Annotated in this window: 16 protein-coding genes and 1 riboswitch; of the genes, 9 read left to right on the plus strand and 7 right to left on the minus strand. The window is 59.5% G+C overall.

Annotated elements, in window-relative coordinates:
- Positions 1–7: 7 nt before the first annotated feature.
- The 6 genes from CK226_RS33150 to CK226_RS33175 all read left to right on the plus strand — a co-directional run bounded on the left by CK226_RS33150 (position 8) and on the right by CK226_RS33175 (position 9,301).
- A complete protein-coding gene (locus tag CK226_RS33150) occupies positions 8–1,267 on the plus strand; it encodes a DNA repair exonuclease (protein WP_063169423.1) in 1,260 nt (419 codons plus the stop codon).
- A complete protein-coding gene (locus CK226_RS33155; protein ID WP_063169422.1) occupies positions 1,264–4,737 on the plus strand; it encodes an AAA family ATPase in 3,474 nt (1,157 codons plus the stop codon). The genes CK226_RS33150 and CK226_RS33155 overlap by 4 nt, the downstream gene beginning before the upstream one ends.
- 323 nt (positions 4,738–5,060) lie before the next feature.
- Positions 5,061–6,227 carry an ABC-three component system protein gene (locus CK226_RS33160; RefSeq protein WP_063169421.1) on the plus strand — a complete coding sequence of 389 codons (1,167 nt, stop codon included), beginning with the start codon at positions 5,061–5,063 and terminating at the stop codon, positions 6,225–6,227.
- On the plus strand, positions 6,224–6,736 hold the full coding sequence (locus CK226_RS33165; RefSeq protein WP_063169420.1) for a three component ABC system middle component: 513 nt from the start codon (positions 6,224–6,226) through the stop codon (positions 6,734–6,736). The genes CK226_RS33160 and CK226_RS33165 overlap by 4 nt, the downstream gene beginning before the upstream one ends.
- The gene (locus CK226_RS33170) at positions 6,737–8,710 is read left to right on the plus strand and encodes a DUF3732 domain-containing protein (protein ID WP_063169419.1); all 1,974 of its coding nucleotides are present in this window, start codon (positions 6,737–6,739) and stop codon (positions 8,708–8,710) included.
- 24 nt (positions 8,711–8,734) lie between these two features.
- Positions 8,735–9,301, plus strand: coding sequence for a hypothetical protein (locus CK226_RS33175; RefSeq protein WP_063169418.1), 567 nt, complete (start codon positions 8,735–8,737; stop codon positions 9,299–9,301).
- A 905-nt stretch (positions 9,302–10,206) separates the two neighbouring features.
- Here CK226_RS33175 and CK226_RS33180 read toward each other — a convergent pair.
- The 7 genes from CK226_RS33180 to CK226_RS33210 form a co-directional block, all read right to left on the minus strand.
- Positions 10,207–11,022 (minus strand): hydroxymethylpyrimidine/phosphomethylpyrimidine kinase, encoded by an 816-nt coding sequence (locus CK226_RS33180; RefSeq protein ID WP_063169417.1) that lies wholly within the window; start codon positions 11,020–11,022, stop codon positions 10,207–10,209.
- Positions 11,013–11,618 carry a thiamine phosphate synthase gene (locus CK226_RS33185; RefSeq protein ID WP_063169416.1) on the minus strand — a complete coding sequence of 202 codons (606 nt, stop codon included), beginning with the start codon at positions 11,616–11,618 and terminating at the stop codon, positions 11,013–11,015. Before CK226_RS33185 ends, CK226_RS33180 begins: the two co-directional genes overlap by 10 nt.
- Entirely contained in the window at positions 11,615–12,388 is a 774-nt protein-coding gene (locus CK226_RS33190; protein WP_024504259.1) for a thiazole synthase, read from the minus strand. The genes CK226_RS33185 and CK226_RS33190 overlap by 4 nt, the downstream gene beginning before the upstream one ends.
- 1 nt (position 12,389) lies before the next feature.
- Complete coding sequence (thiS, locus tag CK226_RS33195; protein WP_024504260.1) at positions 12,390–12,587, minus strand: sulfur carrier protein ThiS; 198 nt, start codon at positions 12,585–12,587, stop codon at positions 12,390–12,392.
- Positions 12,556–13,557 carry a glycine oxidase ThiO gene (thiO, locus tag CK226_RS33200; protein WP_063169415.1) on the minus strand — a complete coding sequence of 334 codons (1,002 nt, stop codon included), beginning with the start codon at positions 13,555–13,557 and terminating at the stop codon, positions 12,556–12,558. The genes thiS and thiO overlap by 32 nt, the downstream gene beginning before the upstream one ends.
- The gene (gene thiC / locus CK226_RS33205) at positions 13,554–15,389 is read right to left on the minus strand and encodes a phosphomethylpyrimidine synthase ThiC (RefSeq protein WP_063169414.1); all 1,836 of its coding nucleotides are present in this window, start codon (positions 15,387–15,389) and stop codon (positions 13,554–13,556) included. The genes thiO and thiC overlap by 4 nt, the downstream gene beginning before the upstream one ends.
- A 103-nt stretch (positions 15,390–15,492) precedes the next feature.
- A riboswitch (TPP riboswitch) is annotated at positions 15,493–15,609 on the minus strand.
- Positions 15,610–15,926: 317 nt separating this feature from the next.
- Complete coding sequence (locus tag CK226_RS33210) at positions 15,927–16,190, minus strand: hypothetical protein (RefSeq protein ID WP_082826710.1); 264 nt, start codon at positions 16,188–16,190, stop codon at positions 15,927–15,929.
- A 491-nt stretch (positions 16,191–16,681) separates the two neighbouring features.
- On the opposite strand from CK226_RS33210, the gene CK226_RS33215 reads away from it, so the two are divergent.
- Genes CK226_RS33215 through CK226_RS33225 form a run of 3 tightly spaced genes read left to right on the plus strand, consistent with a single transcriptional unit; the run spans position 16,682 to position 21,140 of the window.
- Positions 16,682–18,019: a metallophosphoesterase gene (locus tag CK226_RS33215; protein ID WP_063169413.1), complete on the plus strand. Its 1,338-nt coding sequence runs from the start codon at positions 16,682–16,684 to the stop codon at positions 18,017–18,019.
- Positions 18,020–18,021: 2 nt separating this feature from the next.
- On the plus strand, positions 18,022–20,088 hold the full coding sequence (locus tag CK226_RS33220) for a hypothetical protein (RefSeq protein WP_063169412.1): 2,067 nt from the start codon (positions 18,022–18,024) through the stop codon (positions 20,086–20,088).
- A complete protein-coding gene (locus CK226_RS33225; RefSeq protein WP_063169411.1) occupies positions 20,085–21,140 on the plus strand; it encodes a hypothetical protein in 1,056 nt (351 codons plus the stop codon). Before CK226_RS33220 ends, CK226_RS33225 begins: the two co-directional genes overlap by 4 nt.
- The last annotated feature ends 346 nt before the right edge of the window (positions 21,141–21,486 follow it).

The following is a 21,486-nucleotide window of genomic DNA, read 5'->3' on the forward strand; positions in this document are numbered from 1 at the left end:
AGGCCGAATGGCATTTCGATTCGTACACACGGCCGATATTCATCTCGACTCGCCGCTTCGTTCGCTGGCGATGCGAAATCCCGATCTTGCCGGGCTGGTGGGCGACGCCAGCCGCCAGGCATTCGTTTCGATAGTGGATCTCTGCCTTGAGGAACGTGTGGCCGCGTTGGTCATTGCTGGCGACCTATACGATGGCGACCAGACTTCAATGAAGACAGCGCGGTTCTTGGGCGCGCAGATGACACGCCTGCACCAGGCCGGCATCATGGTTTTCAAGATCCGCGGTAATCATGACGCCCTGTCGCGGATTTCCAAACAGCTGGTATTTCCCGACACCGTTACCATCTTTGGTGGTCGTGCTCAGTCGGTATTGCAGACAGCCGGCGGTCTGGACGTCGTATTCCATGGTTTGAGCTTTGCGAACCCTAAGGCGCCGGACAGCCTGTTAACCAAATATCCGGCGGCTCGTGAAGGGGCCGTCAACATAGGCATCATGCATACCAGTCTGGCTGGATCGCCAGGTCACGACGTTTACGCGCCCTGCAGCATCGCTGACTTGCACGCCCACGGTTTCGACTATTGGGCCCTCGGCCACATCCATGCTCGCCAAGTCCATCCTGGCGCCAGTGCCGTGGTGATGCCGGGAATACCGCAGGGGAGGGATATCAACGAGGCCGGTGAGAAATCAGTCACCCTGGTGACGGTGCGCCACGACCGTTCGGTGGAGATCGAGGAACGGCTGACCAGCGTTGCGCAGTTCGAACGGGTGAGCGTCGACCTTACCGGAGCGGTGGAGTGGCCCGAGGCCGTCGCGCGTGTTCGCTTCGCACTCGAAGAGATGCGGGCAACCGTCCGATCGCGTCATGCTGTGGCTCGCATTGGCCTGACAGGAACGTCACCACTGATGTGGGCGCTGATCCGCGACAGGGACCTCCTTCTTGCCGAAGCCGAACAGGCTGCGGAACAGCTAGGCCATACGTGGGTGGAGAAGCTCGAGCTTGACCTCGCGCCGCCTCGGACGGAGACCGCCGAGGATATTGCTGATCCGATTTTCGAACTCGAGCAATCAATGCGTGCCGATGCCACCTCGGAGGCCTTCCGCGCTGAGGCGAGGGCGTTCGTCCAAAAGATGGTCGCCGACCTTCCGGCCGACGGGCGGGATTTTGCTGGGACGGACGAAGCCGGGCTGGAACAGTTCCTCGATCAGGTGCTTTCCAAGGGCGCGGACTTGGTGACTGCCCGCCTTAAGGCCGGTGGATCGTCATGAGGTTGCGGCGCCTTGACCTCATTCGTTATGGAAAGTTCACCGATCGTTCGATCGACTTCGGACCCAAACCGGAATCCGGACCTGATCTGCATATCGTGTTTGGCCTGAATGAGGCCGGCAAATCGACTGCGCTTTCGGCCTATCTAGACTTGCTGTTCGGCATCGAGGAACGGAGCCGCTACAACTTCCTGCACGAGTACAGTGCCATGCGCATCGGCGGGGTGCTGGAACTGGCCGGCTCCGAACACACGTTCACGCGTACGAAACAGCGCAGTAATTCGCTATTGAATGCGACGGGCCAACCGGTAAGCGAGGTGGCGATCACGGCGCATCTCGCCGGTCTGTCGCGCGACGCCTACACGACGATGTTCTCACTCGATGACGAGACGTTGGAAGCCGGCGGAAAATCTATCCTGGAGTCGCGGGGCGACCTCGGCAAGCTTCTGTTCACGGCCAGCGCCGGTCTTGGGAACGCAAGTGATACGTTGAACGCCCTCGAGGCCGAAGCAGACGCTCTGTATCGGAAGCAGGCGCATGGAACCGAACTGGCGCTGTTGAAGAAGCGCCTTGTTGACGTAAAGTCGCGCAGGGATGCGATCGACACCCTTGCATCAACCTACGAGGGCCTGGAGGCCGAACGTCTCGATGCAGCGCAGCAGTACGGCCGAACCATCAGCGATCGGGCGGTGCTGGTGGCCAGGCTGGATACCTTTGCTCGTTACGTGCGTGCTGCGCCGATGCTGGCGGATATCCGGCGCAAGATTGCCCGGCTGGATCAGCTGCCGGACATCGCCTCCCCAGCCCGGACATCGACGGGAAGTGTCACCGAACTGATCGATGACGATGCCAGCCTCAGAACGCGGCTGTCCGCAAACATCGACGAGACCGAGCGCCTGGCGGAAAAAGTCACTGCGGTCGACGAGGACGAACCGATCCTGTCGATTTCCGAACGCATTCGCGGGCTGGCGGAGAGCAAGGTGCGCCATACCGCGGCTGGCTTTGACTTGCCCACTCGCAGGATGGAGCTGCAAATCCTCAACAACAGCGTGGCGAGCTGCCTTGCCGCCTTGGGCCGATCTTCCGAGGCGGATCCTGGCGCGCTGCTTCTGCCTGCCGTCACCGTTGGCGTCGTTCGCGCCATGGTCGAGCAGAGGTCCGGGATTGCTACCGGGATGCGTGCCGCTCGCGACGAAGCCGCGGCGGCACTCGATGCGCTGCAGGTGGCAAGGCAGCGGGTCGGCGAGGAAAGGGCGGTGCCCGAACCTGCCAGGGCAAGGCTGGGCTCGGCTTTGTCGAAAGCGCGAGCAAGCGGACACCAGGCAGAGATTAGGACGGCTCGCGAGGCGGAAGATGCGGGAACAATCCGATGGAAGGCGGCGCTCGCGCGCTTGCGTCCATGGAACGGAGATGCCCTCGCTCTCGCCAACGTCGCGGTTCCGAGCGCCGGGCAGATTGCCGCCTGGAAGACGGTAGCGTCAGAACTGGCAAGGAACACCGCCGTACTTGCCGAACGCCTTGCTGAATACGAGGGCAACCATGCCATGCTCGCCGCACGATTGGATGCCCTTCGTGCCTCGGGCGACATTGTCGACGATGAAGCGGCTACCGCCATCCGCCGAGTTCGCGATGATGCGTGGGCAACGCACCGCGCAGCGCTGACCGGTGACACCGCTGACGACTTCGCCGTGGCATTGGCGCGCGATGACATTGCCAGCGCAGGCCGGCTGGCCGGCGCGGCGGATCTGGCTGAGATCCGGGCAACTACGCGCGAGCTGGCCGAGGCCGCGGCCAACCTGTCACGCAACGGCATCCAACGCACACAGCTCGGCAAGGATGTGGATACCCAATTGTTGGAAATCCGCGCGGCCGCCAGGGACCTGCTCGGAGACGCCGTGGAACCTTCGTCTGAGCGCCTGATCGAAAGGATCGAGGATCAGATCGAGGCGCGCAGCGATGCGCTCGCTGCCTGGGAGCAGATCGAACTTGCTCGCTTGAAGGCCGAGCGAGCCGCTGACGCCGGCGAGCAGATACGCTTGGAAATGAGAGCAGTGCTGGGAAGCGTCGGCATTGTATCAGAGTCCAACGACACCCTCGAAGCAATCATGGCCATCGCGGAGCCGTTTCTGGATCGGCAGCGCAAGGTGGACGCCGAGTATGCCGAGGCGCTCAGAATGGTGAGCTCCAAAGAAGAGGATCTAGCGGCACGACGGGTTGCAGTAGGTGTGGCGGAGCGTCGCGAGGAGGAATGGCTGGCCGGCATTACCGAAGCACTCAAGGGAACTTGGCTCGAAAGCGGGCTCTCCGCATCCGGCGTCGGCACTGTGCTCGATCAATTGGCCGAACTTTCAAGAAGCCTGCAGGAACGGGACGACCTGCAGCTGCGTATCGACAAGATGGAGGCCGACAGGGCCAATTTTCTGGTCGAGGTCATCGCCGTTGCGGTTGAAGCCGACGAGCCGACGAAGGATACCGACCCGGAGCAGTTGGCCATCCGCCTTGCCGAGCGCCTAGAGCGTGCCGAGCGGACACGTGAAACGAAGGCAAGCCTCGGCAACGACCTGAAGCGCCTCAAGGAGGCGCGCGACATCCTCGACACTGAGATTTTGGCACACGAACGCCGCAAGAACGAGGTGCTGGGCGTCTTTGGTGTCGCCACTCTGCCCGAGGTAGTCGAACGCGATGAGCTGTTGCGTGAGCGCGATGGCTTGCGCACCACCGTCGCCGAACTTGAGGAACGGATAGTGGCGGAGCTCGCGGTCGACGGATTCGAGCAGGCCCGCTCGATCCTGGACGCGATCGATTTCGACGGCCTCGCGGTCGAGAAGGCTGAGGGTGAGCAGCGGCTTCGCCTGTTCGATGAAACCATCCAGCAACAGCTGATCCGGCAGACGCGCGCGGCCGACAAGCTGGACGCCATCGGCGGTGATAGTGCGGTTGCACGCCTGGATGCTGAACGGCGCACAACCCTGCTGGAAATCGAGGAGAAGGCCGTTCGCTACATAGAGCTGAAGCTTGGCATCATGTCGGCTGGCAATGCTTTGCGGATCTACCGTGAGAGCCATCGCTCCGGCATGATGGCGCGCGCATCAGACGCGTTCAAGCTAATGACGCGTGGCCAGTATTCGGGGCTGACAACCCAGCCTGTAAGAGGTGGTGAGGTTCTCATTGCTGTGCAGGGTGACGGGCAATCCAAGGTCACCGAAGCGCTTTCAAAGGGTGCACGATTTCAGCTGTACCTTGCCCTAAGACTCGCCGGTTATTACGAGTTCGCGCAATTTCGGCCCTCGGTCCCATTCGTCGCCGACGACATCATGGAGACGTTCGACCATATTCGCTCGGAGGAGGTTTTCAGGCTGTTCGGAGCGATGGCAAACACAGGTCAGGTCATCTACCTGACGCACCATAAGCATCTATGTGAAATAGCTGAGGCTGTCGTACCGGGAACGAGGATCCATCAACTCGCACAGTAATTTTCTCCGGAATACGTGAACGAACCAGTGAAGGACGCCGAATTTGACGGCAAGTATGCGCCCAAAGTCAGACGTTCCGGCAAACTTCGCGTTCGTCCAAAAGCGGACATATCGCCCGAGCCATAGACGGCCCCGATGTGCCCATAATGGACGTCCTGCAAATTCATTGTCCTGCCGAATCTGGACTTCGAGAGCTGGCCCTAAACAGCAATTGTATCGCGCCTAGCCGTCCTATCGCCGGGGCGCCAATTGTAAACAACGGCGAACTATACCAATATCGTTACTGGCTTCTTCCGGTGCGACTCGGGAGAACGGGATGGGCAATGAACGCGAAGACGCAAACGGGAAAACACAGCGCCGCTGGCCAATACCTCGGCTATGCGCTTCAACCTGTACGCCTTTGCTTTCACCTGCTCAACGCGCCTAGCGGCGCCTTGGTCTCTCTTGAACATTTAGACGATGTGGCGGTTCACCTGGTCGGCGGCGAAGTCGTTCTTGAGCAAAGCAAGAGCGCACTGAAGCAAAATCCGATATCCGACTGGGCTGCGGACCTGTGGAAGTCTCTGGCCAACTGGCTCAGCTTCATGGCGGCGGGAGAGATCGACCCGGCGACCAGCCATTTCCGGCTATATGTCACACCGGTGAAGGCGGGTGCCTTCGCGATCGCGCTGAACGACGCGAAAACAGATGCCGACGTGGAGGCGCTGGTCGCTAACCTCGCCAAAGCCCACAGCAAGCTGAAAGCTGCACCGGCATGCGACGCCGACGTCCAAGCTTTCCTGAACGCTGATGCGGCTCATTGCGCCGCCTTGGTCAAGAATCTCGCCGTTATCAGCGTCGATGCAGATCCCGTCGATCCGATACGCGCGATCTTCAAGCCGACGGTCTCTCCGCTCATCATCGACCTAGTGTGCGAACGCGCGATCGGCGCTGCGAAGGAGGCGGCGGACAGGCTGATTAGAGCTGGCAAGCCCGCCATCTTGGACGTGGACGCGTTTCAGGCCGAGCAAAGAGCATTTGTTCAGAAGAACAACCTTCCAGGGCTGCTGTCGTCTTTCACCAAGCAACCGCCTGTCGAGGCCATCGAACAATTGATCGCCGACCGTCCCGCCTTCGTCCGCCAACTCGAGCTGATCGAGGTGGGAGACGAAGCGTGCGTCCGGGCTGTTAGCGATTACCTTAGGACGCTCGCCGACATCTCGATCTGGGGCGAAAGCGGGCTAATCTTTGAGAAGAACCTAAGTGACTGGGACGATGATCTTGTCGGTCGCTATGAGCACGTCAGTGCAGAGGTGCACGACATACAGGCCGGACACCCCGCAACGGTTCGTGGTAGAATAGTTTACAGGCGCTGCGCGCAGTTGCAGCCTCCACTCGATGGTCGAGTCGTCCCCGGTCATTTCGTCCACGGATCATTCAACGCCCTTGCCCACGGCCTGCGCCTCGGCTGGCATCCCGACTACCAGACTCTTTTGGAGCCAGCGACTTGATTGAGGCTGGCCGATCGCACCTACCGCTCAGCGACCTCGCCCTTGTCCAGAATCCAGGACTTGGGGCTTTCGCATTGTGGCAATTTGGCCAAGGTTTCCAGGCTGAGGACGAACGTCCAGCGCCGTTCGCCTTGGCGTTTCTCGTGCTGCCAATCGTCCTGCATCGCGCAACGCTCGAAATCGTGACTTCGACAAACCGACCCTCTGGACTGGCGCTCTTCGCGGCCAAGCTCGGGAAGGAACGGGAACAACTCCTCGCCGTCCACGAGCGAGCGCTGCTGCTGCGTACTCTGACATTGCAATCGGCCGCTGTCGGTGTGAGCGGGCGGCTGCTGTCCGTGGATTACAAGGATGCTACTTTAAGAGCAAACGTACCAGAACCGAAACCGAGGAGGCTCGTCCTTCCAGAGCGCGTCAAGCACCTCGGACCTGCCTCGGAGAAATTGGGTTTCTGGTTTTCGAACCTGGGGACCGCGCAGGTGGCCAACCTGTTACGGGTGGAGTTCTAGATGTATTTCCAGCTTCGAAAACTGATCCTTTGGCCCCGCAATGGTGCAGCGCCGCGGGTCGTCAAGTTCGAGCCCGGTGTCGTCAACGTCATCAGCGGCGCGTCGAAGACCGGGAAGTCCGCCGTTATCCCTATTGTTGATTACTGTCTGGGCTCGGAGAAATGCGCGATTCCGGTGGGCGTAATCCGCGAGAACTGCAGCTGGTTCGGCATTCTGATCGAGACGCTGGAGGGCGAAAAGCTCTTGGCGCGACGCGAACCGGGGGACCAACAGAGCACAGGCGACATGGTGCTGCTGGAGGGCGCACAGGTCGAAATTCCGGAGACGATCACCGACAAGACCACCAATGTCGACACGGTCAAGCGCGCGATGAACCGCCTGGCAGGACTGACTGACCTCGACTTCGAACCAGGTACAGAGAATGGATTCAAGCAAAGGCCAAGCTTCCGCGACCTCATGGCCTTCACGTTCCAACCTCAGAACGTGATCGCCAATCCCGACGTGATGTTTTTCAAGGCCGATACGACGGAACACCGGGAGAAGCTAAAGACCATCTTCCCGTACGTTCTGGGCGCGGTCACGGCAAAGATTCTCCAGGCGCGGTTTGAGATCGATCGGCTCCAGCGCAACCTCCGCCGGAAGGAGGCTGAGCTACGCGCGATCGTGTCGGCAACTGGCGCTTGGCGGGCGGAGGCGGAGGCGTGGCTGCGTCAGGCAGTCGAACTTGGCCTAGTCGATTCCTCCACTGAAGTGCCGAAGGACTGGAGTGACGTTGTTGACCTGCTTCGGCGCGTGTCGAACAGCAACTCAAGTCTTGCTCGACCAAGCCTGGCCGGCATCGATGTGGTGCTGACGCGTCTGGAAACCCTTCGTGCGTCGGAAACTGAAATCGCCGCGCGACTTACCGAGCATCGTCAGCGCCTGAACGAACTGCGCCGTCTGGTGGAGAGCAGCGAGGCGTACGGCGACGCCATGCGCATCCAACGTGACCGCTTGGACCTTTCCACGTGGCTGAGGGACTTGGCCGACGAGTTCGCCGATCCGTTGGTCGCACTCGGGGACGGCGGCCGCGAGAAGGTCTTGGCCCTTTGCGACAACCTCGGCGGTCTGGAGATCCGACTGCGGACCCACCCTGCGATGTCTAACACGCTTGACAAGGAAATCCTGCGCCAGCGCGGCGCCGCTGAAGCGGTCCTATCTGAGTTGAACGATGTCCGTAGCGAGATAGCGGTGCTGGAACGGGACTCTGACGTCGCCCGAGACGAGGCCAATCGCTTCGATAGGCTTGAGCGCTTCCTCGGTCGATTGGAGCAGGCGTTGCACGTCTACGACCGCGCCGACCAGTCGTCGGATTTGCGGCAGGAACTCACCTCGCTGCAGGCCGATATTGCAACGCTGCAAAAGACGATCTCCGAGGCCGACATCCAGCGCAAGCTATTCAACGCGTTGCACCAAGTCTCCCATCATGCCAATCGGCTGATTCCGCAGCTTGACGCGGAGTGGCCCGAGGCCCCGATTAGGCTGTTGATTGAAGACCTGACCGTCAAGGTGACTAGGGGAACGCGTGAGGACTACCTGTGGGAGATTGGCAGCGGCGCCAATTGGCTCGCGTATCACGTCGCACTAATGCTTGCGCTGCAGCACTACTTCCTGGCCGAACCTCATCACCCAGTCCCTGGTCAGCTGATCTTCGACCAACCTAGCCAAGTCTATTTTCCTAAGCGGGCGGCGGGCGACGAGGGCCCCGACCTCATCGCGTGGAGGGATCAGGACGTGGTCGCCGTCAGGAAGGTCTTTGCGCTCCTAGGCGCTGAGGTCATGGCCGCGAAAGGTCGCCTCCAGATCATCGTGCTGGATCATGCAGATGAGGACGTCTGGGGCAAGCTTCCCGGAGTCAAGTTGATTGAGGAATGGCGTGGACAGGCCCTCGTGCCTCAGGCTTGGATTGCCGCCGCATCTTCCAACGGTGGATAATAATCTGCTGCCAGAGGAGAAGGCATGGCGAACGTGGACGAGATCAACCGTCTGACGGCCCTTGGCTTGAACGTCATCACAGCCATGGATGTCGCGGAAGGAAAACTAGACGAAGCCTTCGAGGTCGCCCGCGCTCAGGAGAAACGCAAGGTCGACATCTGGTGCAAAGGAAGAAAGAACATTCCGGTTGCACTGACTGCGATATGGGACTGCGATCCTGCAAACTTCTATCTCGCGTTCGACGGCGATGATCCCAGCGACCACGCTTCGACGGATTTCATTCTTATCGACGCTGATGTCACTGACGTTGGCGGCAGGCTTACCTACGCCGCCAGCAGGGACAAGGGTCCTTGGCATCAACGTTACAAGAGCAAGAGCTGTGGGATCGCCTACCGATGGCTGCATGGCCGCGGTGTCACACCGCCTTTGCTCGGCGAGTACCAAGGCCAAGTTCACATCGTAGGAGGCATGCACCGCTTCCATCTTGCCAAGCACTATGGGACGACGCGCATGCCATTCCTCGTCCGGAGGGCCGAACTAGCCGCAGTAATGGCGTTGATCCCCTCGGCGACCGACACCGCCAACTCGTAATGGCGGGGACTGCAGAAAAGAAGCGAATGAGTTGCGAACTTACCGGGATCACTCCCCGAAAGCTGACCGACGGCTTCCGGCCCCGTTGCGGCCATTCTTACTCCCGCACTTTGGCTTTTCCAGCGCTAAACCGGCCTTGGGCGATGAATGGAAACGGTCAGATGTTCCCGGTCTGTGCTCGAAAAGTCGCATAAAAGGGCAGACTGGTGTGACGTCCGGAATTATTGGGCCTTTCACGGGTTTACCGGTCCCGAATTATCGGTTGCTGGCGGGCGGGCTATGCGATTGAAAACAGGAGAGTTTTCTGGCTAAGGGTGGGGTTTCAGACTGAGTTTACCAATGCCCTTAATGACGATTAATTCTGGATTGGCATCAGGTGATTGGGTTTGCGCAGAATATAGCCGCCCTTATTGGTAAACCCGCTCACGGTCGACAACGGATTGGTCAACCTAGGACGACAGGATTGGTAAACCGGAGCCGCCCTATCGACGAAGGTCTAGCTTGGCGCATTCACTGTCGCCGGTAGGCAGATATTCGGGCGACAATCGGGACCAGCGTGCGACGCCGCCAAGCGTGAGACACGTCGGCTACGCCGCAAATCGACACGGTTTGACCGGGCGCAATACCGCACCGATCTTCTAATCTCGGCTTAATTCCGGAGAGAGGCAGATAATTCCGGACGCCACACTGATTGGTAACCTAAGGCCACCCACCACGCGGATTGGTAGCCCACAGGAATAGGTTTGGTAACCCTTATCGAGTGAGGGCCGCTCGTACCTTTCGGCGGGTTCGTTTCAGTTCTAAGCCCGGCTTAATTCTGGACAACGACAGATAATTCTGGACGGCACAGTGGAACTCAACGCGTTGTAAGGATGGCATAGAGAAGCAGTAGCCCTCCAGTCTCGCTACTGGAAAAATTCTGGAAAATGGGTCTGCTTGGCTGGACGCAGAACGTTGTGATTATTCAGCCGGCATTTCTGAAGCTTCTCGAACACAAACAGCTTGCCTTCGCGCACGCTATCTTCGAGCGACTTCGCCTTCGCCAGATGCGCCGCAATCGCGCTGGCCAGCATGCAACCTGTTCCGCGCATCGATATAGCAAGGCGCGGCGTGTCGAAGTGGATGGGTTCATGATCGGAGCGTAACAGAATATCGGCCGATCGGGGACCCGACGCGTGCCCACCCTTGATCAGCAGGGCCTGAGGGCCGACGGCCTGCAGTCTTTGTCCTTGTTGGAGCGCACCGTCCTCATCCGAAGCCGGTTCGGAACCAGTAAGGAGCGCCAGTTCAGGAAGGTTGGGCGTGACAATGCAGCAAAGCGGCATCAAATCGCGCTTCATGGCAGCGATAGCGCCTGCTTCCAGAAGTGCGCGGCCTGAGGTGGAGGCCAGCACAGGGTCGAGTACTGCCGGCACTTGCGGAAATTTGCGCAGCACTGCGGCAACGGCAACAATGATCTTGGCAGTCGCCAGCATGCCGATCTTGATTGTGGCTACGTCGTTGGCCTGTAGCGCGGCACACATCTGATTGGCCACCATGCTGGGTGGCGAATGATGGATTTCGATCACGGCGTCGTGCGTTTGCACCGTTAGCGCTGTGACGGCGAGACAGGTGCGCACGCCAACGGCAGAGATCGTCTCGATGTCGCGTGCTATTCCAGCACCCCCGCTGGAATCTGATCCGCCAACGACAAGCACATGCGGTTCTCGTCTCATCGCCATCGGTCCGTCTTTTCGATCCATTCTCGCGTGCGCGCTTCGGGGTCGAAGCTCAACGTGATGTCCGTGACCACTGCGGCGCTGTTGGCGCCGGCCTCAAAGACGCCGTCGAGGCGGTCGGGGTTGAGGCCGCCGATGGCGACCAATGGGATCGGCGCCACCCGCCGCTTCCACTCGCTGATCCGCTCTAGCCCTTGCGGTGCCCACTTCATTTTCTTCAAAGTGGTGGGATAGATCGGACCGAGCGCGACATAGTCGGGCTCGGCAAACATGGCCGTTTCCAGCTCGACATGATCATGCGTGCTCAATCCGAGCCTGACGCCCGCTGCCCGTATCCTCGAGAGGTCGGCCGTTTGCAAATCCTCCTGGCCCAGATGCACGAAATCGCAGCCTTCCTCGATTGCCAGGCGCCAATAATCATTGATGATGAGCTGGCTTTTGTGTTGGACACACCAGGCCTTCGACTTGCGGATCTCCGCGCGCAGCCCGGTTTCATCCATGGTTTTGATGCGAAGCTGAATCAGCTTGACGCCGAGCGGCGCCAACCTTTCGATCCAGGCGGCGCTGTCGACGATCAGGTAGAAGGGATCGAGCTTCATGAAAAAACGGCCCTGCCGACCATCGGTGTCGATGGCACGGCGACGTCGCGCGGTTCGAGCATTCCCGAACTGAACGCCTCACGACCGGCGTCGACCGCCTTACCGAAAGCACGCGCCATGCCGACCGGATCTGCCGCCTTGGCGACCGCTGTGTTCAGGAGCACGGCGTCAAAGCCGAGTTCCATGACGGTGGCCGCGTGCGACGGCCGTCCGAGCCCCGCATCCACAATCAGCGGGACGCCAGGGAAATATCCGCGCATCGAGCGCAGCGCCGTCATGTTGACCGGTCCCAAGGCGGAACCGATCGGTGCGCACCACGGCATCAGGACCTTGCAGCCCGCTTCCAGCAGCCGCTCGGCGACAACGAGATCGTCGGTGGTATAGGGGAATACCGCAAAGCCGTCCTCGCACAGGATGCGGGCGGCTTCAACCAGACCGAACACATCCGGCTGTAGCGTGTCGTGATTGCCGATCACTTCGAGCTTGATCCAGTTGGTGCCGAAGACCTCGCGCGCCATTTTCGCGGTGGTGACGGCTTCCTTGACGGAGAGGCAGCCGGCGGTATTGGGCAGGGTTCTGGCGCCCAGCGAGCGGATCAACGACCAGAATTGTTCGCCGGCCCTACCGCCCGCCATCTCACGCCGCAACGAGACGGTCACCACCGACGTGCCCGATGCCTTGACTGCATCGGCAAGGATGGCCGGCGAAGGATACTGAGCCGTGCCGAGAAGCAGGCGCGACGAAAGCTCGGTTCCATAAAGCTCCAACATGCTAGCCGCCCTGCATGGGCGAGAGGATTTCGATCCGGTCGCCGTCGCTCAACTGGAACTCCGCGCGGTTGGCTTTGTGCACGAGGTCGCTGTTGACGGCGGTGGCGAGCCAATCGCCCTCATAGTCGAGCGCGGCAAGCAACTCGGCCAGCGTGGTGGCGGCAATCTCACGCGCCTCGCCGTTGACCATCAGTTTCATGAGCATGCTCCTTGGTTCTGTCTTGACTGAAAACCAGGTCGGCAGCCTGGCGCGCCATGGCGGGGGCGAGGAGAAAACCGTGACGATAAAGACCGTTGATCGCGATGATCTCACCGTCTGTTTCGACGCGTGGCAAATTGTCGGGAAATGCCGGACGGACACCCACACCGGTTTCAACGATCTCGGCCTCACCAAAGGCCGGATGGAGGGCATGGGCGGCGCCCAGCAGCTCCATCATGGAACGCGCCGTCACCGGTCCGGCGCTCTGGCTTTCAATCATCGTCGCTCCGATCATGAAACGGTGATCGGTGCGCGGCACGGCATAAAGCGGAAAGCGTGGATGAAGCAAACGGACCGGCCGCGACAGCGAGACATCAGGCGTGCGAAGGATCAGCATTTCGCCGCGAACACCGCGCAGCCTGTCATCGGCCGCTGCCATTCCCATGCAGTCTATCTGACGGGCGAATCCCGAAACAGGCCGGGCGTCGCAGCCGAAGTGGAATTTGACACCCATGGTCGCAAGCTTGTCATGAAGTGCCGCCATCGCCGGGCGTGGGTCGAGGTGAGCCTCGTCGGGGAAGAGCAATCCACGCCGGAAGCGGCCGGCGAGGTCGGGTTCCAGGAGCGCAATTTCGTTTTCATCGACGCGCCGATGCCCTGACGTGCGACTGGCGAACCGGTCAAGCTCACCGGCATCACGCGGCGCGGCCACGACCAATGTCCCGGCCCGTGTCACCTGACCCGACAGCACCGCATCCCACCAGTCGGCAGCATCGCGTCCGAGATCCAGCACCGGCTGCTCCGCGCTTTCGCGCTCGCACCATGGCGCCAGCATGCCGCCGGCGAACCACGACGCGTTGCCACCAAGGCCATGCCGCATCTCGGCGACGGTGACCGTCGCGCCGCGGGCGGCGAGTTCGAAAGCGACGGTGAGGCCGGCAACGCCGGCCCCTTTGACGAGCACCCTCATGATGGTTTGGGAGCCTCTGGCACGACCGGTACGCCAGTCTCGTCCGCCTGCATGTAGAGATCGCCGCCCTCCCGGTATTTTGCCGCCATTGCCGCCATGCCTTCCTTCTGGGCCTCGGCACGGATGTCGTGGGAAATGCGCATGGAGCAGAATTTCGGCCCGCACATCGAACAAAAATGTGCCAGCTTGTGCGCCTCCTTGGGCAAGGTCTGGTCGTGGAAGGACCGTGCGGTTTCGGGGTCGAGCGACAGGTTGAACTGGTCCTCCCAGCGGAACTCGAAGCGCGCGCGCGAAAGGGCATCATCCCTGGTTTTCGCTGCCGGATGGCCCTTCGCCAGATCGGCTGCATGGGCGGCTATCTTGTAGGTGATCACGCCAATCTTGACGTCGTTGCGGTCGGGAAGGCCGAGATGCTCTTTCGGCGTGACGTAGCAAAGCATTGCGGTGCCGAACCAGCCTATCATGGCGGCACCTATCCCTGAGGTGATGTGGTCATAGCCCGGCGCGATGTCGGTCGTCAGCGGCCCCAACGTGTAGAACGGCGCCTCACCGCACACTGCGAGCTGCTTGTCCATGTTCTGCTTGATCTTGTGCATGGGGACATGGCCCGGGCCTTCGATCATCACCTGGCAGTCCTTTGCCCAGGCAATCTTGGTGAGTTCTCCAAGTGTTTCCAGTTCGGCGAATTGCGCCGCGTCGTTCGCATCGGCGATTGAACCGGGACGAAGGCCGTCGCCGAGCGAGAAGGAGACGTCATAGGCTCTGGCGATGTCGCAGATCTCCTCGAAATGCTCGTAGAGGAAGCTCTCCCGGTGATGGTGCAGGCACCATTTGGCCATGATCGAGCCGCCGCGCGAGACGATGCCCGTGACCCGGTCGACGGTCAGCGGGATGTAGTGCAGCCGCACGCCGGCGTGGATGGTGAAATAGTCGACGCCTTGCTCGGCCTGCTCGATCAGCGTGTCGCGGTAGACCTCCCAGTTCAGATCCTCGGCGATGCCGTTGACCTTTTCCAGCGCCTGATAGAGCGGCACCGTACCGATCGGCACCGGCGCATTGCGCACGATCCAGTCGCGGATGTTGTGGATGTTGCGGCCGGTCGACAGGTCCATCACCGTGTCCGCGCCCCAGCGGATAGCCCAGACCATTTTTTCGACCTCTTCGGCCATCGACGATGTGACAGCCGAGTTACCGATGTTGGCGTTGATCTTGACCAGAAAATTGCGACCGATGATCATCGGCTCGCTCTCGGGATGATTGATGTTGGCGGGAATGATTGCGCGCCCGCGCGCCACCTCGTCGCGCACGAATTCGGGTGTGACGAAATCTGGGATCGCCGCGCCGAAGGCTTCGCCGTCGCGTTGCAGCTTGCCGCGCATCACCTCGCGGCCGAGATTCTCGCGGATGGCTACGAACTCCATTTCTGGCGTGATGATGCCGGCGCGCGCATAGGCAAGTTGGGTCACCGCCTTGCCCTGCTTGGCCTTGAGCGGCCGATTGCGTATCGGAAATTCCGGTGTCAGGCGCTCGCCGGTGGCGAATCCATTGTCTTCCGGCCGGACGTGGCGGCCGTCATAGGCTTCGACATCGCCACGCGCCGTGACCCATTCGTGGCGAAGCCGGGCAAGGCCTTTTTCGATGCTGGTTTCGACTGATGGATCGGTGTAGGGGCCGGACGGATCGTAGACGGTGACGGGCGGTTCGCCGGCCGTCGGATGGACGGAAATCTCGCGCATCGGCACCCTGATCTGCGGGTAGAGGACGCCGGGCTTGTGGATTTTCCGCGAGGCGGGCAGTGGTCCCGTCGATACGGCGGGGGTGAGGGCATTCATCGTGAGGCTCCTTTGCTCATGCATTGGAGACCCAGTTCTGTGCCGGAAGGATGAAAAGACGCTTCTGTAGACCTGCTGCAACAGGACCTCGGGCGTAAACTCCCGCAAAGCGCTTGCACCGTCCCTACGCCAGTATGAACTGGATCAGGTTCAACGGGTCACTGCGCCGCGAAAGCCAGCAGTATCTCAGCCCCTTGCCGGGACTCCCCTGGTGAATGCCTTAGGTTGAACGGGCTGACGCTATCTTGTCAAGCGCATTCGGGCGCCTTCGGCCGGTGGCGACGACCGGCGGCCAGCCGGGCGGAGAGCTCGCGCATGCATCGGGGACAAGTCACGCCCCGTAGACCGGGGCTGAATGGCCAAAGCCTCATTCGCTTCGTGAAGGATGGAGAAACTGTATTGGCCATGTGCGCGTATCGACCAAGTAGCTCAGGCGGTCACGGATGTGGTTATTCTGGTCGAAGGTGACGAACGGCCTTGGGGGTCACCTCCTTTAGGATTCAGAGGTTGGAAGACGGCTTCTCGCGATCACGGCCATCAGGAAATACCTGTCTTCGGCTCAACCTCGACATGGCGTCCGATCGACCGCAGATATACAGCTATCTCGTTCATGAGATGATCGCGTTCGCCGTAGATTTCAGCAATCCTACGCAGCTGTGGCTCGACGGCCCTCCGTTGCGCTGGCGTGAAATCAGCATCGCCAAAGACGTATCCCAAGTTGCCAATCGCGCAAATTTTGCAGCCGGCGTCCACAACTGCTTGTACGAATGCCGGAATGTCTTTTTCTTGCATGGTCTTCATGTCGAACCTCTCGTGAATGGCGTGCTTGCGCCCCAATCTGCCTTTTCAGCGTGTCCTCTGGGCGGCGCAAGCCCTGAGCGTGACTGTGCACGGGCAACCTCGACTATCCCATCTGCCACGCTCTTTAGAATCGGTGGGGTCTGGTGATCGCAGGCTGGGCCACTCAAAAGCCTGCAAGAAGAAAGTCATGGCGACCATTGCTCAAGATCGCAAGGGTGCGTGCAAGACCTTCCGTTGGCAGTCATGCACGCTCGCTCAGAGATAGTCCGGCCGCGGAAATTCTCCCTTATTCGTAAGAAAGCTCATTGAGCAACTGGGCATTGAGCAACTGGGTCTCACGTCACGGGTCTCGTGTGCTTCACAGCCGAAAAATAGCCGCCGTGGCAATTCTCGAAAAGTGCAGGCTACCTCGTTAAGGACACTGCGGATGATCGTTCGCGCTTGGCAAAAGCGAACGGATTAGTCTATGGCTCTCGGCAGGGGGGCGAGTTATGCGGCGGGTGCGAATCCTTCAAGTAGGCGATATTCACTATCCGGACTGGCATCCTTCCTCTAGCAACATCGATGCCAAGGATAGCAAGTTCGCTCCGAAAATAACGCAGAAGCTACGCGCGTCTTCGCTGCGTGCCGTCTTGACGAAACTTCGGCGGCTGACGACTTCGAAGCCCTTGGATTCGATCGCCTTCATGGGGGATTTCACGAGCCGTGGCGACAAGACCTTCATTGCTTCGGCATTCCAGCATTTCACGTTGCTCTGCCGCGCACAGGGACGCAGTTCAAAGGCGCTTCCGTTGATATTCGTACCGGGAAATCACGATGTGAACCGTGATGACGCGCGCGAACTTGGACCGACTGAGAAATTCAGCGAAATGGCGAGTTTAGCCGCCCGCTTGGGTTGGCAGACCGTTCCCGTGGACCAACCCGTGCACTTCAGACTTCCGACAGGATCCGCAGGCGCAAACTTCATCCTCGTCAACACAGCGATAGGCAGTTGGGAGCTTCAAAACCTTCCCGCGTTCCTTCGTGATCGTCTCGAGGCACTCAGTCCTTCTACAGAGCCTCTAGATCTCGGCTCGCCGGACATCTCGGGACATTCGCCCGCGACACCTCCCAGCGATCCAGACAAGGAGGCGTCCGACGACGAGTATTACGGTCAGATGGACACGCCATACATCTCGCGTGAGATGCTTGCAGGCCTACAGGAATTGCTCCAGCAGCCCGACATGCGTTACGGCATCATAATCGGCCATCACAATCTGCTGCCACAAAAGACTCCGCGCATTACGCCATACGCGGAGATGCTCAACAGCGGATTTGTCAGAACTCAGCTGCTGCAGGGCAACAAGCCTATCGTCTACCTGCATGGACACATACATGCTGATCCGGTCGAGATCGTCAACGATCCAAGGTTTCCGGACGGCAAATTGATCTGCATCTCAGCACCAGAGATACAGTCAGGTTTCAATGAGCTCGTCTTCTTCACGACCGATCAGGGAGAGCTCGTCGGCATCCGACTTATACCCTACCGCACCAATGTCGCCGACGGGACGGTCATGGAAGGCGAACATTGCTTTATTTCGACCATGTCCAACGGCAAGGCCTTTCTGAACAACGACACGTTTGACCTGCTGCGCCGACTGCGCGACCATGCCACCAGGCGCGGGAATGGGTTACTCTTCTGGGACGAGATCACTGAGATTGCTGCCTCCGCCGAGCTCGGGCTAGATCTGGAAGACTCTCTTCTGATGCTCCAAGCGGCGCGCTTCATCGAGATAGACGGCCTCACCAAGGCAAACTCGGCTTGGCGCATTAAGGTAAGGGACGAATAGCGATGGAGAATCCGTTCGGCCCCAACAGGATCGAGTACGAAAGCCGCCCGATACTGTGGTTCAGTCAGAAGTCGGCGTTGATTTCTGCCGCCGCCAAGCCGGTCTTCGTCGCAGGGACGAGAGGCAGCGGCAAGACCAGCATTCTTCGCTCGCTTTCCACAGTCCATATTCTTGAAGACAAAAGTCTCTCGGACCAAGTCGGCAAGCTCGCTTGGTATGGCGTCTTCTTCCAGCTCAATGAGACATTCTCGCCCCTAATCGACAACGCCGTTCTGAACCTCATTCCGGAGCGGATACGCTTCGACACGGCCGCCGTGATCCCGCGGCAATTCGTAATCTTCTCTCACTATCTGGAGCTGAAGATAGTCGAACGCCTGCTCGAGAGCATCGGCCAGCTCAGACGCGACGGCCACTTGAAATACCGGGCCTCCGAAGATAGGGACGTCGCCCTGGCACTGCATCGCGAAGTGCTGCACTTCATACCCCAACCTGCCCGTCTCGACTTCTTCAGCATCGATGAGCTGCGGGGTGGGATAACCCGGTACGTCGACGAATGCTTCAACGCGTTCTTCTTTGCCGCCGATGCCGGAGCGACCGGCTTCAGAGCAACAGACCCTGGCGCGATCATTAACAAGGTCGCGACCGCGATCACTCCACTTTTAAATGGCCCATCTTTCGCCGGTGACAGGGCGCCCTTCTTCAAGATACTGATTGACGACTGTGAAGCACTGACACCGCTCCAACAGCAGTTCCTGAACACCTTGGTGAGAAAGACGCGCGGCAACGTGAAATGGGTCCTCGCCTACATCGGCGGCCTCTACGACACGATCCGGACGATCATACCCGGCCAGTCGCTCTCGAATGCTGACCGGGACGTCGAGAATCTTGATTCAGTCGATCCGAGGGAGTTCGCCACGCTGTGCGAGAACGTGTCGTCGCTTCGGCTGTACTATGCGCTTCCTGACCATCTGCGGAGTGATCTCGAGCGCAACGATGCGCTCAGCGCGTTTTCGCTCAAAAACCGGCTGGGGCGGCTTTCCGTCAATGACATCATCGAGCGGGTTATCATATCGGGTCATTCCGAGGGCAGAGAAGAGCTTGTGGCACTTGCTGATGCAGCACGTGAATTCCTCTCCGTGAATTTGAGGACGGCGGATCAGCAGCAATTCCTTCTTGATCGAAAAGCGCGCCCTTATGCCGAAGGGCTGGCGCTCGCGCTCATGAACCCGGAAATTAAGCGCCGGCCCATGAGCAAGGCGGATGCTTCAAATCTGAAGAGGTCGATCGCCCGGAAACAGGGATGGGCTTTTCTGAAAGCGTGCCAGATGCTGCGTCTGCATGACTACCCGTACGTAGGGCACCAGATCATCACATCATTGAGCGACGTCTGTATACGCGATTTCCTTGATATAATGGGAGAGATCTTCCGCCGCAGTGTTCCGAGTTCCAGTGATCCACGAAAACTGGTGGAATTCATCAACTCGGATTTACAGATTCATCTCGAACAGCAGAGACAGGCTGTGAACGCCGCCTCTCAACGGAAGCTTGATGGACTTCAGGCGCTTTCACATCCGTACGAAGAAGAGAGCGTGCGCATGGTGCGGGCGTTGGGTTACCTGACCGCTCGCCTCCAGACAGAGTTTGCCGAAGAAAATGCTCTAGGAACGACAGAGAGAGGCATTTTCAGGGTTGATCTAAAGGAAATGCGCTCGCTGGTGAACCGACTGGAGCAACCCAGCGGAAAACTGGACGAGGTCCTGCGTCGGGCGGAAAGGGATGGGTTTATCCGGGAGGTCTCCGCCGCCGGCAACTTTGAGGTGGACCGCGCCGACCCCGCATCGAAGGAGATGATGATCAGATTGCATCGGCGATTTGCACCTTACTTCGGGTTCTCCTATCGCGGCCCGTACGAAATCAACACAATCCCTGCGGCGCGGATGGTCGACCTGCTTTTTACCAGGCATCGGCTCCCAGAAGACTGGGCCGACTCGGTGTTTAAGGAGCTCGTCGCGCGGCCCGCACTCAAGACCGAATTCCAGCACTCGCTTTTCGAGAGCGATCTCGAATGACCGCTTCAACTGTCGAGTATCGAGTCTTCGGCCATCTGGCCGTCACCGAGAAGGCGAGAGATGCAGGTACCTGCGAAACGATGGAGGCAGATATCGCGATCGTCGCGCTTGGATGGGAAACGCGTTTCGCCGCGTTCGAAAACCATCTTGACCTGAAGGTCGGCAAGATCGTGGTTCTGGACTTTGCTCTGAAGGAAGCGAACGTCCCAGCCGTCGAAGAAAACCGGCGAAAGCTCATCGCTATGGGTACCCGATGGGGCGTCGAAGTGACTGTGATCACCCTCGAGCCTTCCATCGAGTATCAGAAGAACATCAATCTCCTCGATCACCTGCTCACTCAGATGGCCGCTTCATGTGGCTCATACGAAGGAAGCCTGCGGAAGGTTTTCGTCGAGTGCTCGACGATGCCGCGAATCTACATCCAATGGCTGATTGCGGTGGCATTCAAGAAAATGTCGATTCAGTCTCTCGAATTCGGGTACGCCGAAGGTATCTACGGGAACGCGATCGGCAAAGAGGATTTTTCCAGCGGCTTGGACCGATACGTCACCGTCCCTCATCTTCAAGGCAGCGGAGGAATGGGCGAAGAGAAAGTCCTGCTCGTGGGGATCGGAGGAGATGCCGACGTATTCTACGGATTGATCGATATCGTCAGTCCGGAACGGATCTCGCTCCTCGTCCCAAGAAGCGACAAGAATGCGCATATCGATGCTTTGCTCGATCAACAGGTGGCCAAGGTACGTGAAACCCACCGGCTCGAAGATGGCGAAGTTCGCGACATCCAGGCTTTCGGGCTGATGGCCCACCTCGATGCTTTCGAGACGTATCTCGACGGGTTCGGCTCGCGTGCGGTGGTGAACGTTTTTGTCAGCGGCCCGAAGGTTCAGGCCATCGCTGCTGCCGTGCTCGCCTGCTCCGACAGCCGCGTCCATCTCAAGGCAAGAATTCCCACCTCCTATGCCCATCGTGAAGTCTCAGCGAATGGGCGGTATCATATCTATAGGCTGATTGACCTGACATCCCCTGCCTGCAGCCTTCCCGGGACGTTCTGACACTATCTTGCATTCGAGTAGCATCATGGTCCCAGTAGCCGTTCCGCCAAGCCTTCAGCGCATGTTCGTGTCGCCCGATCCGGTCGATGGGGGGCTAATTCCCACTTGGAAGCTGCTCTACATCAGATCAGGGGGGAATGCAGACTGGCAGAATTCCGTCTAATTAGCGACTAGCTAAAACATATACTCAGGCGAGACTGTTCAGCATAGAAATAGTGAGTCGGCCGTGAACTATCCGCAAGCCATTGATCTGGCCTGTTGATTGAGGCGGATAGCGGCTTTGGAATTGCAGGATTAGCGGTATTTGGACGCTGTTTTCCTGCAATTCGGTTTTGCGATTCCCTTG

This window comes from Mesorhizobium sp. WSM4311 (assembly GCF_002295115.1).
Lineage (GTDB): Bacteria > Pseudomonadota > Alphaproteobacteria > Rhizobiales > Rhizobiaceae > Mesorhizobium.